At 40.8% G+C, this 16,555-nt stretch carries 13 protein-coding genes and 5 pseudogenes; all 18 read left to right on the top strand.

Going from position 1 to position 16,555, the window contains the following annotated elements:
* The first annotated feature begins 14 nt into the window (after positions 1–14).
* The 18 genes and pseudogenes from prfA to murA all read left to right on the top strand — a co-directional run bounded on the left by prfA (position 15) and on the right by murA (position 16,518).
* A pseudogene (gene prfA, locus MAQA_RS08805) lies at positions 15–1,092 on the top strand (peptide chain release factor 1).
* A pseudogene (prmC, locus tag MAQA_RS08800) lies at positions 1,082–1,943 on the top strand (peptide chain release factor N(5)-glutamine methyltransferase). The pseudogenes prfA and prmC overlap by 11 nt, the downstream one beginning before the upstream one ends.
* Before the next feature lie 276 nt (positions 1,944–2,219).
* Positions 2,220–3,266: an L-threonylcarbamoyladenylate synthase gene (locus tag MAQA_RS08795; protein ID WP_036073202.1), complete on the top strand. Its 1,047-nt coding sequence runs from the start codon at positions 2,220–2,222 to the stop codon at positions 3,264–3,266.
* The gene (locus MAQA_RS08790; RefSeq protein ID WP_036073200.1) at positions 3,263–3,670 is read left to right on the top strand and encodes an arsenate reductase/protein-tyrosine-phosphatase family protein; all 408 of its coding nucleotides are present in this window, start codon (positions 3,263–3,265) and stop codon (positions 3,668–3,670) included. The genes MAQA_RS08795 and MAQA_RS08790 overlap by 4 nt, the downstream gene beginning before the upstream one ends.
* A 134-nt stretch (positions 3,671–3,804) precedes the next feature.
* Positions 3,805–5,047 (top strand): annotated as a pseudogene (gene glyA, locus MAQA_RS08785) (serine hydroxymethyltransferase).
* A gap of 133 nt (positions 5,048–5,180) precedes the next feature.
* The gene (gene upp / locus MAQA_RS08780) at positions 5,181–5,810 is read left to right on the top strand and encodes a uracil phosphoribosyltransferase (RefSeq protein WP_036073198.1); all 630 of its coding nucleotides are present in this window, start codon (positions 5,181–5,183) and stop codon (positions 5,808–5,810) included.
* 15 nt (positions 5,811–5,825) lie between these two features.
* On the top strand, positions 5,826–6,968 hold the full coding sequence (gene wecB / locus MAQA_RS08775; RefSeq protein WP_036073194.1) for a non-hydrolyzing UDP-N-acetylglucosamine 2-epimerase: 1,143 nt from the start codon (positions 5,826–5,828) through the stop codon (positions 6,966–6,968).
* Between the two features lie 770 nt (positions 6,969–7,738).
* The gene (locus MAQA_RS08770; protein WP_036073192.1) at positions 7,739–8,137 is read left to right on the top strand and encodes an ATP synthase subunit I; all 399 of its coding nucleotides are present in this window, start codon (positions 7,739–7,741) and stop codon (positions 8,135–8,137) included.
* Positions 8,138–8,143: 6 nt separating this feature from the next.
* On the top strand, positions 8,144–8,860 hold the full coding sequence (atpB, locus tag MAQA_RS08765; protein ID WP_036073190.1) for a F0F1 ATP synthase subunit A: 717 nt from the start codon (positions 8,144–8,146) through the stop codon (positions 8,858–8,860).
* A 53-nt stretch (positions 8,861–8,913) separates the two neighbouring features.
* Complete coding sequence (gene atpE, locus MAQA_RS08760; RefSeq protein WP_003723467.1) at positions 8,914–9,132, top strand: F0F1 ATP synthase subunit C; 219 nt, start codon at positions 8,914–8,916, stop codon at positions 9,130–9,132.
* 94 nt (positions 9,133–9,226) lie between these two features.
* A pseudogene (gene atpF, locus MAQA_RS08755) lies at positions 9,227–9,740 on the top strand (F0F1 ATP synthase subunit B).
* On the top strand, positions 9,737–10,276 hold the full coding sequence (locus MAQA_RS08750; protein WP_036073187.1) for a F0F1 ATP synthase subunit delta: 540 nt from the start codon (positions 9,737–9,739) through the stop codon (positions 10,274–10,276). Before atpF ends, MAQA_RS08750 begins: the two are co-directional and overlap by 4 nt.
* Before the next feature lie 27 nt (positions 10,277–10,303).
* Positions 10,304–11,818 (top strand): F0F1 ATP synthase subunit alpha, encoded by a 1,515-nt coding sequence (gene atpA / locus MAQA_RS08745; protein WP_036073185.1) that lies wholly within the window; start codon positions 10,304–10,306, stop codon positions 11,816–11,818.
* A 41-nt stretch (positions 11,819–11,859) separates the two neighbouring features.
* Positions 11,860–12,733, top strand: a pseudogene (locus MAQA_RS08740) (F0F1 ATP synthase subunit gamma).
* 75 nt (positions 12,734–12,808) lie between these two features.
* Positions 12,809–14,230, top strand: a complete 1,422-nt coding sequence (gene atpD, locus MAQA_RS08735; protein ID WP_036073182.1) for a F0F1 ATP synthase subunit beta — start codon at positions 12,809–12,811, stop codon at positions 14,228–14,230.
* A gap of 21 nt (positions 14,231–14,251) precedes the next feature.
* Entirely contained in the window at positions 14,252–14,653 is a 402-nt protein-coding gene (locus MAQA_RS08730) for a F0F1 ATP synthase subunit epsilon (protein WP_036073180.1), read from the top strand.
* 114 nt (positions 14,654–14,767) lie between these two features.
* Positions 14,768–14,995 (top strand): DUF1146 family protein, encoded by a 228-nt coding sequence (locus tag MAQA_RS08725; protein WP_036073178.1) that lies wholly within the window; start codon positions 14,768–14,770, stop codon positions 14,993–14,995.
* Between the two features lie 221 nt (positions 14,996–15,216).
* Complete coding sequence (murA, locus tag MAQA_RS08720; RefSeq protein WP_036073176.1) at positions 15,217–16,518, top strand: UDP-N-acetylglucosamine 1-carboxyvinyltransferase; 1,302 nt, start codon at positions 15,217–15,219, stop codon at positions 16,516–16,518.
* The last annotated feature ends 37 nt before the right edge of the window (positions 16,519–16,555 follow it).

The raw sequence follows: 16,555 nt of genomic DNA, 5'->3' as shown, positions 1-16,555 counted from the left end.
GAGGGATGAAATCAATGTATGATCGTTTGCAAGCGGTTGAGAACCGCTATGATGAACTAAATGAGTTATTAAGCGACCCGGAAGTAGTTGCGGATGCAAAAAAATTGCGTGATTTATCAAAAGAACAATCTAGTATCGCAGAAACGGTGGAAACGTATCGTCACTATAAAGAGGTAACCTCTGGCATTGATGAAACGAAGGAGCTTTTGTCTGAAAAACTGGATGATGAGATGCGTGAACTTGCGAAAGAAGAGCTAAGTGGTCTGCAAGAAGAAAAAGCGGAGCTGGAAGAAAAATTAAAATTGCTTCTTGTACCGAAAGATCCCAATGATGATAAAAATGTTATCATGGAAATTCGTGGTGCAGCAGGCGGCGATGAAGCCGCTCTTTTTGCGGGAGATTTGTTCCGGATGTACAGTCGATATGCAGAGTCACGTGGCTGGAAGGTTGATGTGATGGATGCAAGCCCAACAGGAATCGGTGGTTACAAAGAAATTATCGTGATGATAAATGGAGCGGGGGCGTTTTCGCGCTTGAAATATGAGAATGGGGCTCACCGTGTGCAGCGGGTTCCAGAAACGGAATCGGGCGGACGGATTCACACGTCTACGGCAACGGTTGCTATTTTGCCGGAAGCAGAAGATGTAGAAGTGGATTTACAGGATAAGGATATTCGTGTGGATACTTTTGCTTCAACTGGTGCTGGCGGACAAAGTGTTAATACGACAATGTCGGCTGTAAGGCTTACGCATATTCCAACGGGGATTGTTGTCTCGATGCAAGATGAGCGCTCTCAAATCAAGAATAAAGAAAAAGGCGATGAAAGTCTTGCGTGCTCGGGTTTATGATAAATTCGAGACAGAAGCACGCGAAGAATATGATGCGAACCGGAAATCGGCAGTTGGGACGGGTGACCGTTCTGAGCGAATTCGGACATACAACTATCCTCAAAACCGAGTGACCGATCACCGGATTGGTTTGACGATTCAAAAACTCGATCAAATTATGGAAGGCAAGTTGGATGAAATCATTGATGCGCTTATTTTAGAAGATCAGACAAGTAAATTGGAGCACTTAAACGATGCCGAATAAGCAAACAATCGGTACAATTCTTCATGAAGCGGCTCAAATTTTAAAAGAGCGGAACTTGGATTTGAATGCAGCAGAGATTTTACTTGAAACGAGGCTCGGGCTAAAAAGAACAGAACTTTGGTCGAGCTTTGACCGCATTTTAGAGGAAAAGCATGAGCTTCAGTTTAAGGCGGACTTTGATCGTTACTTAAATGGCGAACCTGTGCAGTACATTTTGAACATTGCCCCGTTTTATGGGTACGACTTTTATGTAGATCAAAATGTATTAATTCCGCGACCTGAAACAGAGGAACTCGTCTTGCTGTGCGAGCAGTTTCTAAAGAAAAATAAACAAAAAACAGTACTTGATGTTTGCACAGGAAGTGGCATCATTGCGATTTCTTTAAAGAAACTTTTTCCAGAGCTGGAGGTTTTTGCTTCGGACATTTCAGCTGGCGCACTGGCTGTTGTGCGAAAAAACAGTTTAGCACTTGATGCCCCGGTGACTTTGGTTGAGACTGATTTGCTGGATGCTTTTAAGCACGAGGGACAAACTTTTGATATCGTTGTTGCGAATCCCCCTTATATTGCTGAACGCGAGAAACAAGAGATGTCAGCCTACGTTCTTGCGAACGAACCAGAGCTAGCTCTTTTTGCGGAAAAAAATGGCTTAGCAATTTACGAGCGCCTTATAAAGGACTTGCCTCATGTGCTGAATGATAGATTCTTAGTGGCAGTTGAAATTGGTTATACGCAAGGGGGAAGCGGTGCAAGCCTTATTTACATCGACCTTTACAGAAGCGAAGACCTATATTCACCGAGATATCAATCAAAAAGATCGCATTGTAGTTTGTTCGAATTTGTTAAATTGAGACATTGACTGAGGAGTCGTGTCTTTTTTTTGTAGCGTACCACGCATCAGTTTGTGGATAACTTCTTGAGAAAATGAGTTCAAAAATGTAAATTATTCTTTTTAAGGCAGTCTGAAACAGGGTTTGGGACAGATATCCACAAATCCACATTAAGTTATCCCCAAGGAACAAGTTATTATCCACAATCTGGGGATAACTTTTTAGCCACAAAAGATTGTAAAACGAGTGGGAAAGAAGTTAGAATAAGACAAGAAGGCGAAAAAAGGAGTATAAAAGATGGAAACAAAACTTTGGAATATTGATCAAGGAAAAGAAATCTATCAGGAAGCAGCAGAATTGCTTCGTTCTGGAGAGACAGTGGCCTTTCCAACAGAAACGGTTTACGGCCTTGGTGCTGATGCGACAAATCCAGATGCGGTCAAGCAAATTTATGAAGCGAAAGGTCGTCCATCCGATAATCCATTAATTGTTCATATTGCAGATGCTAAACAAATGCAGGAGTTTATCGCCGAGGTTCCTGAAAAGGCGGAGAAACTAATGGAAGCCTTTTGGCCAGGACCGCTTACGCTGATTTTACCAATTAAACCCGGAGTGCTTGCAGAAAGTGTCACGGCGGGCCTAAAGACAGTTGGGGTTCGGATGCCCGTTCATCCTGTTGGCTTGGAGCTACTACGGATTACGAATCGGCCGATTGCTGCTCCCAGTGCCAATCGCTCTGGACGTCCAAGTCCGACAACTGCTCGACACGTAGAAGAAGATTTGAGTGGACGGATTTCAGCGATCATTGATGGAGGAAGCACTGGTGTTGGTCTCGAATCAACTGTGCTGGACGTGACTTCTGATACACCAGTGATTTTGCGGCCAGGTGGTGTTTCAACGGAGCAAATTGAGGAAGTTATTGGAGAAGTTCGTTCTGCTCGAAACATCCCGAAAAAAGAAGAAGTCCCGAAAGCGCCGGGAATGAAATATACACATTATGCACCTCTTGCGCCGGTTTATCTCGTTGAAGGGGGAGCTGCCTTTTGGGATAAACAAATCAAGCGTGGCCTTGACCGAGGTGAGAAAGTAGGATTGCTACTTTCGGATGAGCTCGCGGCGGAAATTCGAGAGCCGGTAATGAAAATTAAAATTGGGAGCCGGGCTCAGATGGACGAAATTGCAAGGCGTTTGTATGATGGATTGCGATTGTTTGACCACACGGATACGACTTTGATACTCGCAGAAACGTTCTCAAAAGATGGAATTGGGGACGCGGTGATGAACCGACTTGAGAAAGCCGCGGGAAATAAATATTTAAATGAAACAAGTGAATTACCGCGATGAATGTGCTAATAATTTGTACGGGGAATACTTGTCGCAGTCCGATAGCAGAAGGAATTCTTCGAGCGGCTAGGCCAGATATCTTGGTTCGTTCGAGAGGACTGAATGCGGAAGAAGGTGCTCCGCTTTCAACTGGAGCGAGGCAAATTTTACAGGACAAGGGGCTTTTGTTTTCTCATGAAGCCCATTTACTTCACCAAGAAGACTTAATGTGGGCGGACAAAATTTTTGTGATGACCTCGGCTCAGTTAGCCTTGCTTCGGTCGGTTTTTCCTGCAGAAGAAAAGAAAATGGCGCTTATTTCACCAGACGACGAGGATGTTTTTGACCCATTTTCTGGTGGAACAGCGGAGTACCAAGCTGCTTTTAGTGCCTTAGAAACGGCTGTTTCCGAACGCTTTCTATAAGTGAAAGTGTTCACTTTCTAAATTTACTAAAAAGTCTTACAAAACGCTTGCTTTTTATTTTTTTTTTGCGTAATGATAGAGATAATTGAAATGAAGAATTCGACAAAGAACAAAAAAATAGGAGGTTGGGTGTATTGGTTTATCTGCAAAAAGGAGATACTGAGGTTTTTAATGCAATTCACTTGGAACTCGGAAGACAAAGAAATAACATTGAGCTAATCGCATCGGAAAACTTTGTAAGTGAACAAGTTCTTGCAGCTATGGGATCTGTCTTGACCAACAAATATGCGGAAGGGTATCCGGGACGGCGATATTATGGCGGGTGCGAATATGTTGATATTGTTGAAAACTTGGCAAGAGACCGAGCAAAAGAGCTTTTTCATGCGGATTATGCCAATGTTCAGCCTCACTCAGGAGCGCAAGCTAATATGGCTGTTTATCAAGCGGTGCTTTCACCTGGGGATAAAGTTCTCGGTATGAATTTAGCGCATGGTGGGCATTTGACGCACGGGAGTCCTGTGAATTTTAGCGGTGTGCTATATCATTTTGAGGAATACGGCGTTGACCCTGAATCGAAACAAATTGATTATGATGAAGTCCGGAAAGTAGCGCTTCAAACGAAACCAAAATTAATTGTAGCGGGAGCAAGTGCTTATCCACGGGCAATTGATTTTGCGAAGTTTCGCGAAATTGCTGATGAGGTGGGCGCGCTTTTCATGGTTGATATGGCTCATATTGCCGGACTTGTTGCTGCGGGTCTTCATCAAAACCCTGTAGAGTACGCAGATTTTGTCACAACGACAACGCATAAAACGCTTCGAGGTCCTCGAGGCGGAATGATTCTTGCAAAAGAAAAATGGGGACAAAAAATTGATAAAGCTGTCTTTCCGGGGATCCAAGGTGGACCACTCATGCATATTATTGCGGCAAAAGCAGTAGCCTTTGGTGAAGCCTTACAACCTGAATTCAAGGAATATCAAGCTCAAATTATTAAAAATGCGAAACAGTTAGCTGTGACTTTACAAGAAAATGGGGTTGATGTGTTAACGAATGGAACAGATAATCATTTGCTATTGATTGATTTAAAAGCGCTAGGCATTACGGGGGAAAGATGCAGAAATAGCGCTTGATTCTGTTGGTATTACAGTGAACAAGAATTCCATTCCGTTTGAAACGGAAAGTCCGTTTGTAACAAGTGGGATTCGTGTTGGGACGGCGGCCGTAACAACACGAGGATTCGACGAGGAAGCAATGGTTAAGGTTGGGGAACTTATTGCTAAAGTGCTGCATCATTTGAATGAGCAAGCTATTTTAGATGAGATACAAGCAGAAGTGATGAGCTTTATGCAAAATTATCCGTTATATGAAGATATGTAAAAAGAGAAACAAGGTAGAGAAGTTTATTTTCTATCTTGTTTTTCTATGAAGACGATTTTTTCTGTTGCACTTGAGCTGTCTTCTGATACAATTAAGAAGAGAAATTTCGATATGAAAAAGGAGCGGAACGGAAATGTCAGAAGTACATGTAACAAGTCATCCATTAATTCAACACAAGCTAACTATTCTTCGCGATAAAGAAACAGGGACGAAAGCATTTCGTGAACTTGTCGATGAAGTAGCCACTTTAATGGCGTATGAAATTACTCGTGATATGGAACTCGAAGAAACAATGGTCGAAACACCTATTCAAAAAACAAAAGCGAAGTCACTTGCAGGGAAAAAGGTCGGTGTTGTTCCTATTTTGCGTGCAGGTCTTGGAATGACAGACGGAATCTTAAAATTGATTCCTGCGGCAAAAGTTGGACATGTTGGGTTATACCGAGATCATGAAACGCTTGAACCTGTCGAGTACTTTGTGAAACTTCCTTCTGACGTTGAAGAAAGACTTTTCATTGTTGTTGACCCCATGCTTGCAACGGGTGGTTCAGCAATTATGGCAATCGATTCACTTAAAAAACGCGGTGCGAAAAATATGAAATTTATGTGCCTAGTAGCGGCTCCAGAAGGTGTTAAAGCCCTTCAAGAAGCACATCCAGATGTAGATATTTATATTGCAGCGCTTGATGAAAAACTAAACGAAGACGGATACATTATCCCCGGCTTGGGAGATGCGGGCGATCGTTTATTCGGAACAAAATAGAAGAGGTTGAGGGATATGGCAAAAATTAAAGTGATGAGTGTTTTTGGGACAAGGCCTGAAGCAATTAAAATGGCACCACTCGTCCATGCACTTAAGGAAAATTCGGATCGGTTCGAGTCGGTTGTAGTCGTAACGGCGCAGCATCGAGAAATGCTTGATCAGGTTATGCAGATTTTTAATATCGAAGCAGACATAGATTTAGATATTATGAAAGCGGGTCAAACGCTAAGTGATATAACATCACGAGTTTTATCTGGTTTAGTCGAAACAATCAAGCAGGAACAACCAGACATTGTGCTTGTCCATGGAGACACGACAACAAGCTTTGCTGCTGGCTTAGCTTCGTTTTATGAACAAACAGCAATCGGGCATGTGGAAGCAGGGCTAAGAACATGGAATAAGTACTCGCCGTTTCCTGAAGAAATGAACCGCGAACTTACAGGGGTTTTAGCTGATCTGCACTTTGCGCCAACGGATACGGCAAAAGAAAATTTACTGCGTGAAAATAAGAAGGCGGAGACCGTTTTTGTAACGGGAAATACAGCAATTGATGCATTAAAAACAACAGTACAGGAAGACTATTCACATCCGATTTTAGATGCCTTGGGGGATCATCGTTTGATTTTAATGACAGCTCACAGACGGGAAAACCTCGGCGAACCGATGCAAGGAATGTTCGAAGGTGTGCGTAAGATTGTTGAAGAGCGCCCGGATGTTGAACTCGTTTACCCGATGCATAAAAATCCTGCTGTAAGAGAAAAGGCTCTCAGCATTCTTGGCGGACACGATCGAATTCATTTGATTGAGCCATTAGATGCGATTGACTTCCATAATTTCTTGAAAAAATCTTACTTAGTTTTTACCGATTCAGGCGGTGTACAAGAAGAAGCGCCAGGAATGGGGGTTCCGGTCTTGGTTTTACGTGACACAACTGAACGGCCGGAAGGTGTGGAAGCTGGGACGTTAAAATTAATCGGTACTCAAAAAGAAGCTTTAATTAGCGAAGCTTTATTGTTACTTGATAACCCAGCAGAGCATCAGAAAATGAGTCAAGCAAGTAACCCATATGGAGACGGGGAAGCGTCTAAGCGAATCCTTGAAGCGATTTCTTCTTATTTTAACGATACAGAACGACCAGCGGATTTTAAAACAAATTGATGTAAACAGGCAGTTATCCAGTAAGGAGACTGTCTGTTTCTTTTTCGGTTAAATGAAAACGCCTTATTATTACATGTTTATTACATAAGGGATTAAGGGTAGAGCTTTTTTGTAACATGTGATAATATGTTCAATGTTATCAATCAAATGGACCTAGAAACGTACTTTCATTCATCAAGGGATAGAGCGCTGCAATGCATTCTTTTATTCCCGCCGGCAAAAATTGCTGACAGAAATAAAGTTGCGGCTTTGAAGGGGACTATCAATCGGGGAGTGAAAGAACTGCTTTTGTGTTCTTTTTCAGTAGAAAAGTGCTTTCAAATTCTCGATTTTAAAGAAATGAGAGCCTTTTACAATTGTGAAAGGCTTTTTATTTTCTTAAGTTTGTGAAATCGTATACTTGTTTTTTGAGTAGGCTTTTCTAAGTATCGGAGGTGTTTATGGAAACGAACTTGAGCTATGGATTTCATGTGATAAGCCTTTACAAAAAAAGTAAACAAAAAAAACAATCAAATGTTTTCTGAACACCTGAGAAATGTGATACTATAAGAACGTAGGCGCAGAATGAAATGTGGTACGATATTGACTTTTATCTTTTCACTGTTGTATTCTAGAAAGGACACGGTGTTAAGGCTTTCATTAGTGGAAGAAGAGGGATAGAAGGTTCTAGGTGTGTCGTATTTCACAAAGTTTAGCTGCTCACTCCGATTAAGTTTGCAATTTTGCAAGTGAGACGATTGGCATGTATGAAAAAGAAAGGACGGCATCAAATGTTAGAGTCGCTAATAGGAATGTATCATCGCCATCAAAAGTATCTCATGGTATTTATTGGAGTTTGTCTTGTAGGCTGGTTTCTTACGCCATATGTACATATCTTCTTAGGTCTGAAACTTGGTCTAATCGTAGGTTGGTTTAATTACTGGCTACTTATGAGACGAACGCAAGCGATGACAAAGGCTCTTGCAGAAAACCGAAACTTTTACGGTATCGGGACTGTTGCAAGAATGGGAAGTGTCCTACTTGCGACAATTATTGCCACTCAGCTCCCTGAGTACTTTCATGTTTACAGTATGCTTACTGGCTTAGGAATTGCTTATGCTGTTATTTTCTTGGACTTTATACTGTATTCCTTATATCGGAGAAAAAAGTTAACAAAAAGAGAGGGGTGAACCAAATTGGAAGAAAACTTTCCCATAGTCCATTTTCTAGGTTTGGATTTTAACCTTTCCAATCTAGTGATGATTACTGTTACATGTGTGATCGTACTTTTGATCGCTATTCTTTGTACCCGCAATTTAAAACGCCGCCCGGCTGGGAAGCAAAATTTTATTGAATGGGTCATGGACTTTGTTCGCGGTATCATTGGTAGTAATATGGACTGGAAAACTGGAGGAAGATTTCATGTTTTAGGGATTACGCTAATTATGTATATTTTCGTAGCGAACATGCTCGGTGTTGTTACATCTGTTGCAGTTCACGATGAAGTTTGGTGGCGTTCACCCACAGCGGATCCGATTGTAACATTAACACTTGCCATTATGATACTTGCGCTTACTCATTATTATGGTGTCAAGATGCGCGGATTCAAACATTATTTCATGGGAACATATTTGAGCCCGATGAAATTCTTATTCCCGTTAAAAGTAGTTGAGGAGTTTGCTAATACGCTAACACTTGGCTTACGGCTTTACGGAAACATTTTTGCTGGTGAAGTTTTACTTTCTATTATTGCGACTCAGCTTGCACACATCAACATTTTTACAGGCGTACTCGCAATCATTCCAGCACTCTTATGGCAAGGGTTCTCCGTATTCATCGGTGCTATCCAAGCATATATTTTCACCATGTTGACAATGGTTTATATGTCACACAAAGTTAGTGATGAACATTAAGCTTTAATAAATTGAAACAAATTAAACAGGAATTTTAAGGAGGATATTAAATTATGTCTTTAGGTGTTATTGCAGCTGCAATCGCAGTAGGGTTAGGTGCACTTGGTGCAGGTATTGGTAATGGTCTTATTGTTTCAAAAACTGTTGAAGGTGTTGCTCGTCAACCAGAAGCTCGTTCGATGCTACAAACGATCATGTTTATTGGTATTGGTTTAGTTGAAGCCCTTCCAATCATCGCTGTTGTTATCGCGTTCATGGTTCTAAATAAGTAATTAAAACCACGAATCGCGAAGTGATCGGGGTTTTTCCCCGTTTCTTGAAATATAATTTAGTTTTAGCGAATGTTTGGAAAGGAGTGAAACAGGCGTGTTACAACCACATTTAGTAGTAGGTTCTGCTTTTACAATAGGCGATAGTCTATTTACACTCTTTACTTTCGCACTTTTATTAGTACTGATCCGCATTTTTGCTTGGAAGCCACTAATGAATGTCATGAAAGAACGTGAAGAGCATATTGCTTCCGAAATTGATTCGGCAGAAGAAAGCCGTTCACAAGCTGAAAAACTTCTTGATGAACAACGTGAAGTTTTAAAACAAGCTCGTGTGGAAGCACAAACAATGATTGAAAATGCTAAGCAGCTTGGTGAAAAAGAGCGTGAAGAAATTATTAAAACAAGCACGTTCCGAATCAGAACGCCAAAAAGAAGAAGCGAAAAACGAGATCGTTCGCGAAAAAGAAGAGGCTATTTCGGCTCTTCGTGAGCAAGTCGGCTCCTTATCTGTTCTGATTGCCTCTAAAGTAATCGAAAAAAATCTGGATGAAAAAGCACAAAACGATCTCATTCAAGATTATATCGAAAGGCTAGGCGATGACAAATGAGTAAAGATTTAGAAGTCGCAAGCCGTTACGCTACAGCCATTTTTCAAGTGGCTGAGGAGAAAAACCAAATTCATGAATTTGGTGAAGAGCTCTCCGCAATTAAACAAGCTTTAATTGAAAATGAGAATTTTGTAAAACTACTTGAAAATCCAACTCTTACAACAGAGCAAAAAAAGAATCTTGCTGGTTCTGTGTTTAAAGATGTGAATGAAACGCTTCGGGACTTTATCTTCTTACTGATTGACCGCGGGCGTGAAGATTACTTGATAGCTATTGCTGATCTTTATAAAGAACGAGTGAATGATTTGGAAGGAATTGCTGAGGCAGATGTTTACTCAGTTATTCCACTTTCAGATCAAGAAAAAGAATCACTTTCTGCTGTATTTGCCAAGAAGTTGGACAAAAAGAAGCTTCATATTCACAATCATATCGATAAATCGCTTATTGGCGGAGTTCGTGTCGTGATTGGAACTCGCATTTATGATGACAGTTTAAAAACGAAATTAAAGAACATGGAACGGCAAATTAAAGCTTAGTTCCCGTTTTTTTAAGGGGTGAAATTGATGAGCATTAAGGCTGAAGAAATCAGTTCCATTATAAAGCAGCAGATCGAAAACTATCAAAGTGATTTGGAAGTAAGTGAAGTAGGTACAGTTACTTATATCGGTGATGGGATCGCGCGTGCACATGGACTTGATAATGCAATGGCCGGAGAACTATTAGAGTTCTCAAATGGTGTAATGGGAATGGCACAAAATTTAGAAACAAATGATGTAGGTATCATCATTTTAGGCCCTTACACGGAAATTCGTGAAGGTGATGAAGTTCGTCGTACAGGGAAAATCATGGAAGTACCTGTTGGAGAGGCTCTTATCGGGCGTGTTGTTGATCCACTTGGTCAACCAGTTGATGGCTTAGGTGCTGTTGAGACGACCAAAACTCGTCCTATTGAAGCAGTAGCTCCTGGTGTAATGCAACGGCAATCTGTTTCTGAACCGCTACAAACGGGGATTAAGGCAATTGATGCATTAGTGCCAATTGGTCGTGGACAACGTGAGTTAATTATTGGTGACCGTCAAACAGGTAAAACATCTGTTGCGATTGATACTATTTTAAATCAGGCTGACCAAGATATGATTTGTATCTATGTTGCAATAGGTCAAAAAGAATCCACTGTTCGTACAGCAGTAGAAACTCTTCGTAAGTATGGTGCACTTGACTACACAATCGTTGTGACGGCAGCAGCTTCACAACCAGCACCTTTACTTTATCTTGCTCCATATTCTGGTGTAGCAATGGGTGAAGAATTCATGTATAACGGAAAGCATGTGTTGATCGTTTATGATGACCTATCAAAACAAGCGGCTGCTTACCGTGAACTTTCCTTGCTTCTTCGTCGTCCTCCAGGTCGTGAAGCTTATCCAGGGGATGTTTTCTACTTGCATTCTCGTCTTTTAGAACGTGCTGCCAAACTAAGTGATGCGCTTGGTGGGGGCTCGATTACCGCACTTCCATTTGTTGAAACACAAGCGGGCGATATTTCTGCCTATATTCCAACAAATGTAATCTCCATAACTGACGGACAGATTTTCTTGCAGTCTGATTTATTCTTCTCTGGGGTTCGTCCAGCGATTAATGCTGGTTTATCTGTATCACGTGTTGGTGGTTCTGCACAAATCAAAGCAATGAAGAAAGTGGCTGGTACACTACGGCTTGATCTTGCTGCATATCGTGAACTTGAATCATTCTCACAATTTGGATCTGATTTAGACGCGGCGACACGTGCAAAACTCGAAAGAGGGAAACGCACAGTTGAAGTGTTAAAACAAGATTTACACAAACCTTTAAAAGTTGAAAAACAAGTACTCATTCTTTATGCACTTGTTCATAATTATTTAGATGACATCCCAGTTCATGATGTCTTACGCTTTGAATCTGAAATGAATACGTGGTTTGATCATAATCATGCAGAATTACTAGACGAAATTCGAACTACAAAATCTCTTCCAGATGAAGCGAAATTGGACAGTGCGCTGGATGAATTTAAAAATACTTTTGTTCCTAGTGAGGAAAAATAATTTCTTCTTAAGGATTGAAAGAAATAAGGTGGTGAAAATCTGTGGCATCTTTAATTGATATTAAACAGCGAATTACTTCGACAAGGAAAACCAGTCAGATCACAAAAGCCATGCAGATGGTTTCTGCGTCTAAACTGGGGCGTGCTGAAGCGAATGCAAAAGCTTACGCACCTTATGTTTCGAAGATTCGTGATGTCGTTACGAATGTTGCGGCAACAGGGAATAGCTCAGATCACCCAATGCTCGTTTCGAGACCTGTAAAACGAACAGGTTATATTGTGATCACTTCTGATACAGGACTTGCTGGTTCGTATAACAGCTCCGTCATTAAAGAGGTTTATCAGGATATCACAACGAAGCATAATTCAAGTGACGAGTATGCACTCATTGTTGTAGGACGAACTGCACGTGACTTTTTTTAAAGCTCGCGGTATGAATATTGTTCTAGAAATTGAAGGGCTTTCTGATCACCCGGCTTTCGCCGAAATTAAAGACATTGCAAGCAATGCTGTTCAAATGTTTGAAGATGGTGTTTACGATGAGTTGTTTATTCATTACATCCATCATATCAACTCGATTTCAAATGAACTTCGAAATGTGCAGCTTCTTCCGCTTACAGAGTTTCATGAAGCGGGGGAAGAAAACGAGCATGATATGACTGTGTATGAATTTGAACCATCCGAACAAGAAATTTTAGAAGTTTTACTTCCGCAATATGTGGAAAGCTTGATTTTTGGTGCGTTATTAGATGCCAAAGCTGCTGAACATGCTGCCCGAATGACAGCGATGCGTAGCGCGACAGATAATGCATCCGATTTAATTAGTGACTTATCGCTTCAATATAACCGTGCTCGCCAAGCGGCGATCACGCAAGAAATTACCGAAATCGTTGGTGGTGCGGCCGCACTCGAATAGCCTATTGGTGCTATTTGAAGCAGACTTCAGCCCATGCGAACCCTTTTGGGAAGGTAAGTGAGGAGGAATAATCGCATGACGAAAGGACGAGTAATCCAAGTAATGGGACCAGTAGTCGATGTAAAATTTGATGGCGGCGAGCTGCCTGAAATTTACAATGCCCTTACTGTGGAGTATCCAGCTCAGTCAGAAGAAAAAACTACAAGAAGTCTTACCTTAGAAGTAGCTATTCAGTTGGGTGATGATGTTGTTCGTACAATTGCGATGGCATCCACTGATGGTGTACAAAGAGGTATGGATGTAATTGATACAGGAAGTCCAATAACAGTTCCTGTTGGACAAGTGACACTTGGACGTGTATTTAACGTTTTAGGTGATACTATTGACTTAGATGCACCAATTGAAGGTGACGTGAAACGCAATAAAATCCACCGTTCCGCTCCTACATTTGATGAGCTATCGACAACAACTGAAATTCTGGAAACGGGTATTAAAGTCGTTGATTTGCTAGCACCATATGTTAAAGGTGGTAAAATTGGTCTATTTGGTGGTGCGGGTGTAGGAAAAACCGTCCTTATTCAAGAACTGATCAATAATATTGCACAAGAACACGGCGGTATTTCTGTATTTGCTGGTGTTGGTGAACGGACACGTGAAGGTAATGACCTTTATTTTGAAATGAAAGAATCGGGCGTTATTGAAAAAACGGCGATGGTGTTTGGTCAAATGAATGAGCCGCCAGGTGCTCGGATGCGTGTAGCGCTAACTGGTTTAACTATTGCGGAATATTTCCGTGATGTAGAGCATCAAGATGTGCTACTTTTCATTGATAACATTTTCCGGTTTACTCAAGCTGGTTCAGAAGTATCTGCCTTACTTGGTCGTATGCCTTCTGCCGTTGGTTACCAACCAACCCTTGCAACAGAAATGGGACAATTGCAAGAACGGATTACATCGACAAATGTTGGGTCTGTTACATCTATTCAAGCAATTTATGTGCCTGCCGATGACTATACGGATCCGGCTCCAGCCACTACATTTGCTCACTTGGATGCAACGACTAACCTTGAACGTAAATTGACAGAACAAGGGATTTATCCAGCGGTTGATCCGCTAGCATCTACTTCTCGCGCACTTTCCCCTGAAATTGTGGGAGAAGAACACTATGAAGTCGCTACACAGGTGCAACAATTATTGCAACGTTATCGTGAGCTACAAGATATTATTGCTATCCTCGGTATGGATGAGCTTTCTGATGATGACAAACAAGCTGTTGCACGTGCACGTCGCGTACAGTTCTTCTTGTCACAGAATTTCCACGTAGCTGAACAGTTTACTGGACAACCTGGCTCTTATGTCCCTGTTAAAGAAACAATTAAAGGGTTTAAAGACATTCTAGCTGGCAAATATGATCATATTCCAGAGGATACTTTCCGTTCTGTAGGTCGTATTGAAGAAGTCCTAGAAAAAGCAAAAAGCCAAGGAATCGAAGTCTGATAAAAACAGGAGGAGATACGTATGAGCGAATTAAAAGTAAGTGTCGTTACTCCAGATGGCCCTGTTTTTGAAGGTAATGCAAATATGGTGATTGCCAGAACAAAAGCTGGCGAGCTTGGTATCTTGCATGGACATGTTCCGCTTGTAGCTCCGCTTAAAATTGATATTGTTCGTTTGAAACAAGATTCAGGAGAAGAGTGGATTGCTGTAAATGGAGGATTCATGGAAGTAAACGGTGAAGAAGTAAATATTTTGGCGGATACTGCTGAGCGTGAGCAAGATATTGATATTGACCGCGCTGAGCGTGCGAAAGAACATGCTGAACAACGATTGAAAGAAGCCAAAGAGCAGAAGGTTGATGCCGTTACGGCACAAGTTGCTCTTCAAAAAGCAATCAATCGAATTCACACAAAAAATCATTAAAACAGACAAACTCTCAACCTTTGTGGTTGAGAGTTTTTTTGAGGACAAGAAAATGTATTTCCAATTCTTTTTTTGATAGAATGAAAAAGAACGTTTTGAGGAGAGTGAATAGATTTGTACAATATCGTTATGGAACAGCCTCTTACAGTAATTCTTTCACATTTGATTTTTATAATAATCACGTTTTGGGCGCTTCAATCAATTAACTATGAAAAATTTTTACGAAAAAACCACGTGATACAAGCAAGGCTGCTTTTTGCAATTCTTGCTATAGTAATCGGTTATTTTTTGAGTAGCTTTTTCATTGATTTTTTAGCCGTTTTTAGACAATTGTTACATTAAATTTTTTAATTAATGTGTTTAAAAAAAAGCGTTTTCCGTGAATAATTATAAAGATAAATATTTAATATAATTTGAAAGGCTAATTGTCCGGGAAAAGAAAGTTGAATGTAATACGTAATGATGGTAAAATGATCAAGGTGCTTATATTTTACGAAATGATGACAAAGATAAATAGTTGACATAAAAATTATTAGAAGTTTGAGTAGTACGGAGGGATAACGTTGGAAAAGATAATAGTTCGTGGCGGAAAACAGTTGAACGGCAGCGTGAAGATTGAAGGAGCAAAGAATGCGGTTTTACCTGTGATTGCTGCTACGCTTTTAGCAAGCAAAGGAACGAGTGTACTTAGTAATGTACCAAGATTATCAGATGTCTATACGATCAATGAAGTGCTAAAATACTTGCAAGCCGATGTTCATTTTAAGGATGATATTGTAACAGTGGATGCAACGGGTGAAATTTCATCGGATGCGCCTTTTGAATATGTTCGAAAAATGAGAGCTTCAATTGTAGTAATGGGACCATTACTAGCTCGTACTGGTAAAGCTCGCGTTGCTCTTCCTGGTGGTTGCGCGATTGGTTCAAGACCCGTTGATTTACACTTAAAAGGTTTTGAAGCAATGGGGGCAACAGTCAAAATAGAAAATGGTTATATTGAAGCTACGGCTGAAAAACTGCAAGGAGCAAAAATTTATCTTGATTTCCCAAGCGTTGGTGCTACTCAAAATATTATGATGGCTGCGACTCTTGCTGAAGGAACGACTGTCATCGAAAACGTTGCACGTGAACCTGAAATAGTTGATTTAGCAAACTTCTTAAACCAAATGGGCGCACGCGTCATTGGTGCAGGAACGGAAGTTATTCGAATTGAAGGTGTGAAGGAACTGACAGCTACAGAACATTCTATTATTCCAGACCGCATCGAAGCTGGTACTTTTATGATTGCAGCTGCTATCACAAAAGGAAATGTTCTCGTAGAAGATGCTGTTCCTGAACATATAAGCTCACTAATTGCAAAATTAGAAGAAATGGGTGTTCAAATTATTGAAGAAGCAAACGGACTGCGTGTCATCGGTCCTGATAAGCTAAAACCGGTAGATGTAAAAACCATGCCGCACCCAGGATTTCCAACTGATATGCAATCTCAAATGATGGTTATTCAAATGCTTAGTGAGGGCACAAGTGTAATGACGGAAACAGTTTTTGAAAATCGTTTCATGCATGTAGAGGAAATGCGACGTATGAACGCGGATATGAAAATTGAAGGAAATTCTGTCATTATTAATGGCCCTGCTAAACTTCAAGGAGCTGAAGTAGCTGCAACTGACTTGCGTGCAGCAGCAGCACTAATTCTTGCAGGATTAGAAGCAGATGGATATACACAGGTTACCGAATTGAAATACTTAGATCGTGGTTACACAGATTTCCATTTAAAACTTAGAGCGCTTGGTGCTGATATTGAACGTGTAGATGATCAAGTAGTCAAAGAAAAAGGTCTTGAAGCTGTTTTTGAAATGAAATAATAAGTTGGTTTTTAGGTTAAAAAGAGTGCCTTGTTTT

It is taken from the genome of Listeria aquatica FSL S10-1188, from assembly GCF_000525795.1.
Lineage (GTDB): Bacteria > Bacillota > Bacilli > Lactobacillales > Listeriaceae > Listeria > Listeria aquatica.
This window is presented reverse-complemented; position numbering and strand designations above follow the sequence as displayed.

What these genes read in the sequence shown, in the direction of transcription:
- MAQA_RS08795 (WP_036073202.1), top strand. Translation starts at nt 2,220, where the DNA reads ATGGAAACAAAACTTTGGAATATTGATCAAGGAAAAGAAATCTATCAG.
- MAQA_RS08790 (WP_036073200.1), top strand. Translation starts at nt 3,263, where the DNA reads ATGAATGTGCTAATAATTTGTACGGGGAATACTTGTCGCAGTCCGATA.
- upp (WP_036073198.1), top strand. Translation starts at nt 5,181, where the DNA reads ATGTCAGAAGTACATGTAACAAGTCATCCATTAATTCAACACAAGCTA.
- wecB (WP_036073194.1), top strand. Translation starts at nt 5,826, where the DNA reads ATGGCAAAAATTAAAGTGATGAGTGTTTTTGGGACAAGGCCTGAAGCA.
- MAQA_RS08770 (WP_036073192.1), top strand. Translation starts at nt 7,739, where the DNA reads ATGTTAGAGTCGCTAATAGGAATGTATCATCGCCATCAAAAGTATCTC.
- atpE (WP_003723467.1), top strand. Translation starts at nt 8,914, where the DNA reads ATGTCTTTAGGTGTTATTGCAGCTGCAATCGCAGTAGGGTTAGGTGCA.
- MAQA_RS08750 (WP_036073187.1), top strand. Translation starts at nt 9,737, where the DNA reads ATGAGTAAAGATTTAGAAGTCGCAAGCCGTTACGCTACAGCCATTTTT.
- atpA (WP_036073185.1), top strand. Translation starts at nt 10,304, where the DNA reads ATGAGCATTAAGGCTGAAGAAATCAGTTCCATTATAAAGCAGCAGATC.
- atpD (WP_036073182.1), top strand. Translation starts at nt 12,809, where the DNA reads ATGACGAAAGGACGAGTAATCCAAGTAATGGGACCAGTAGTCGATGTA.
- MAQA_RS08730 (WP_036073180.1), top strand. Translation starts at nt 14,252, where the DNA reads ATGAGCGAATTAAAAGTAAGTGTCGTTACTCCAGATGGCCCTGTTTTT.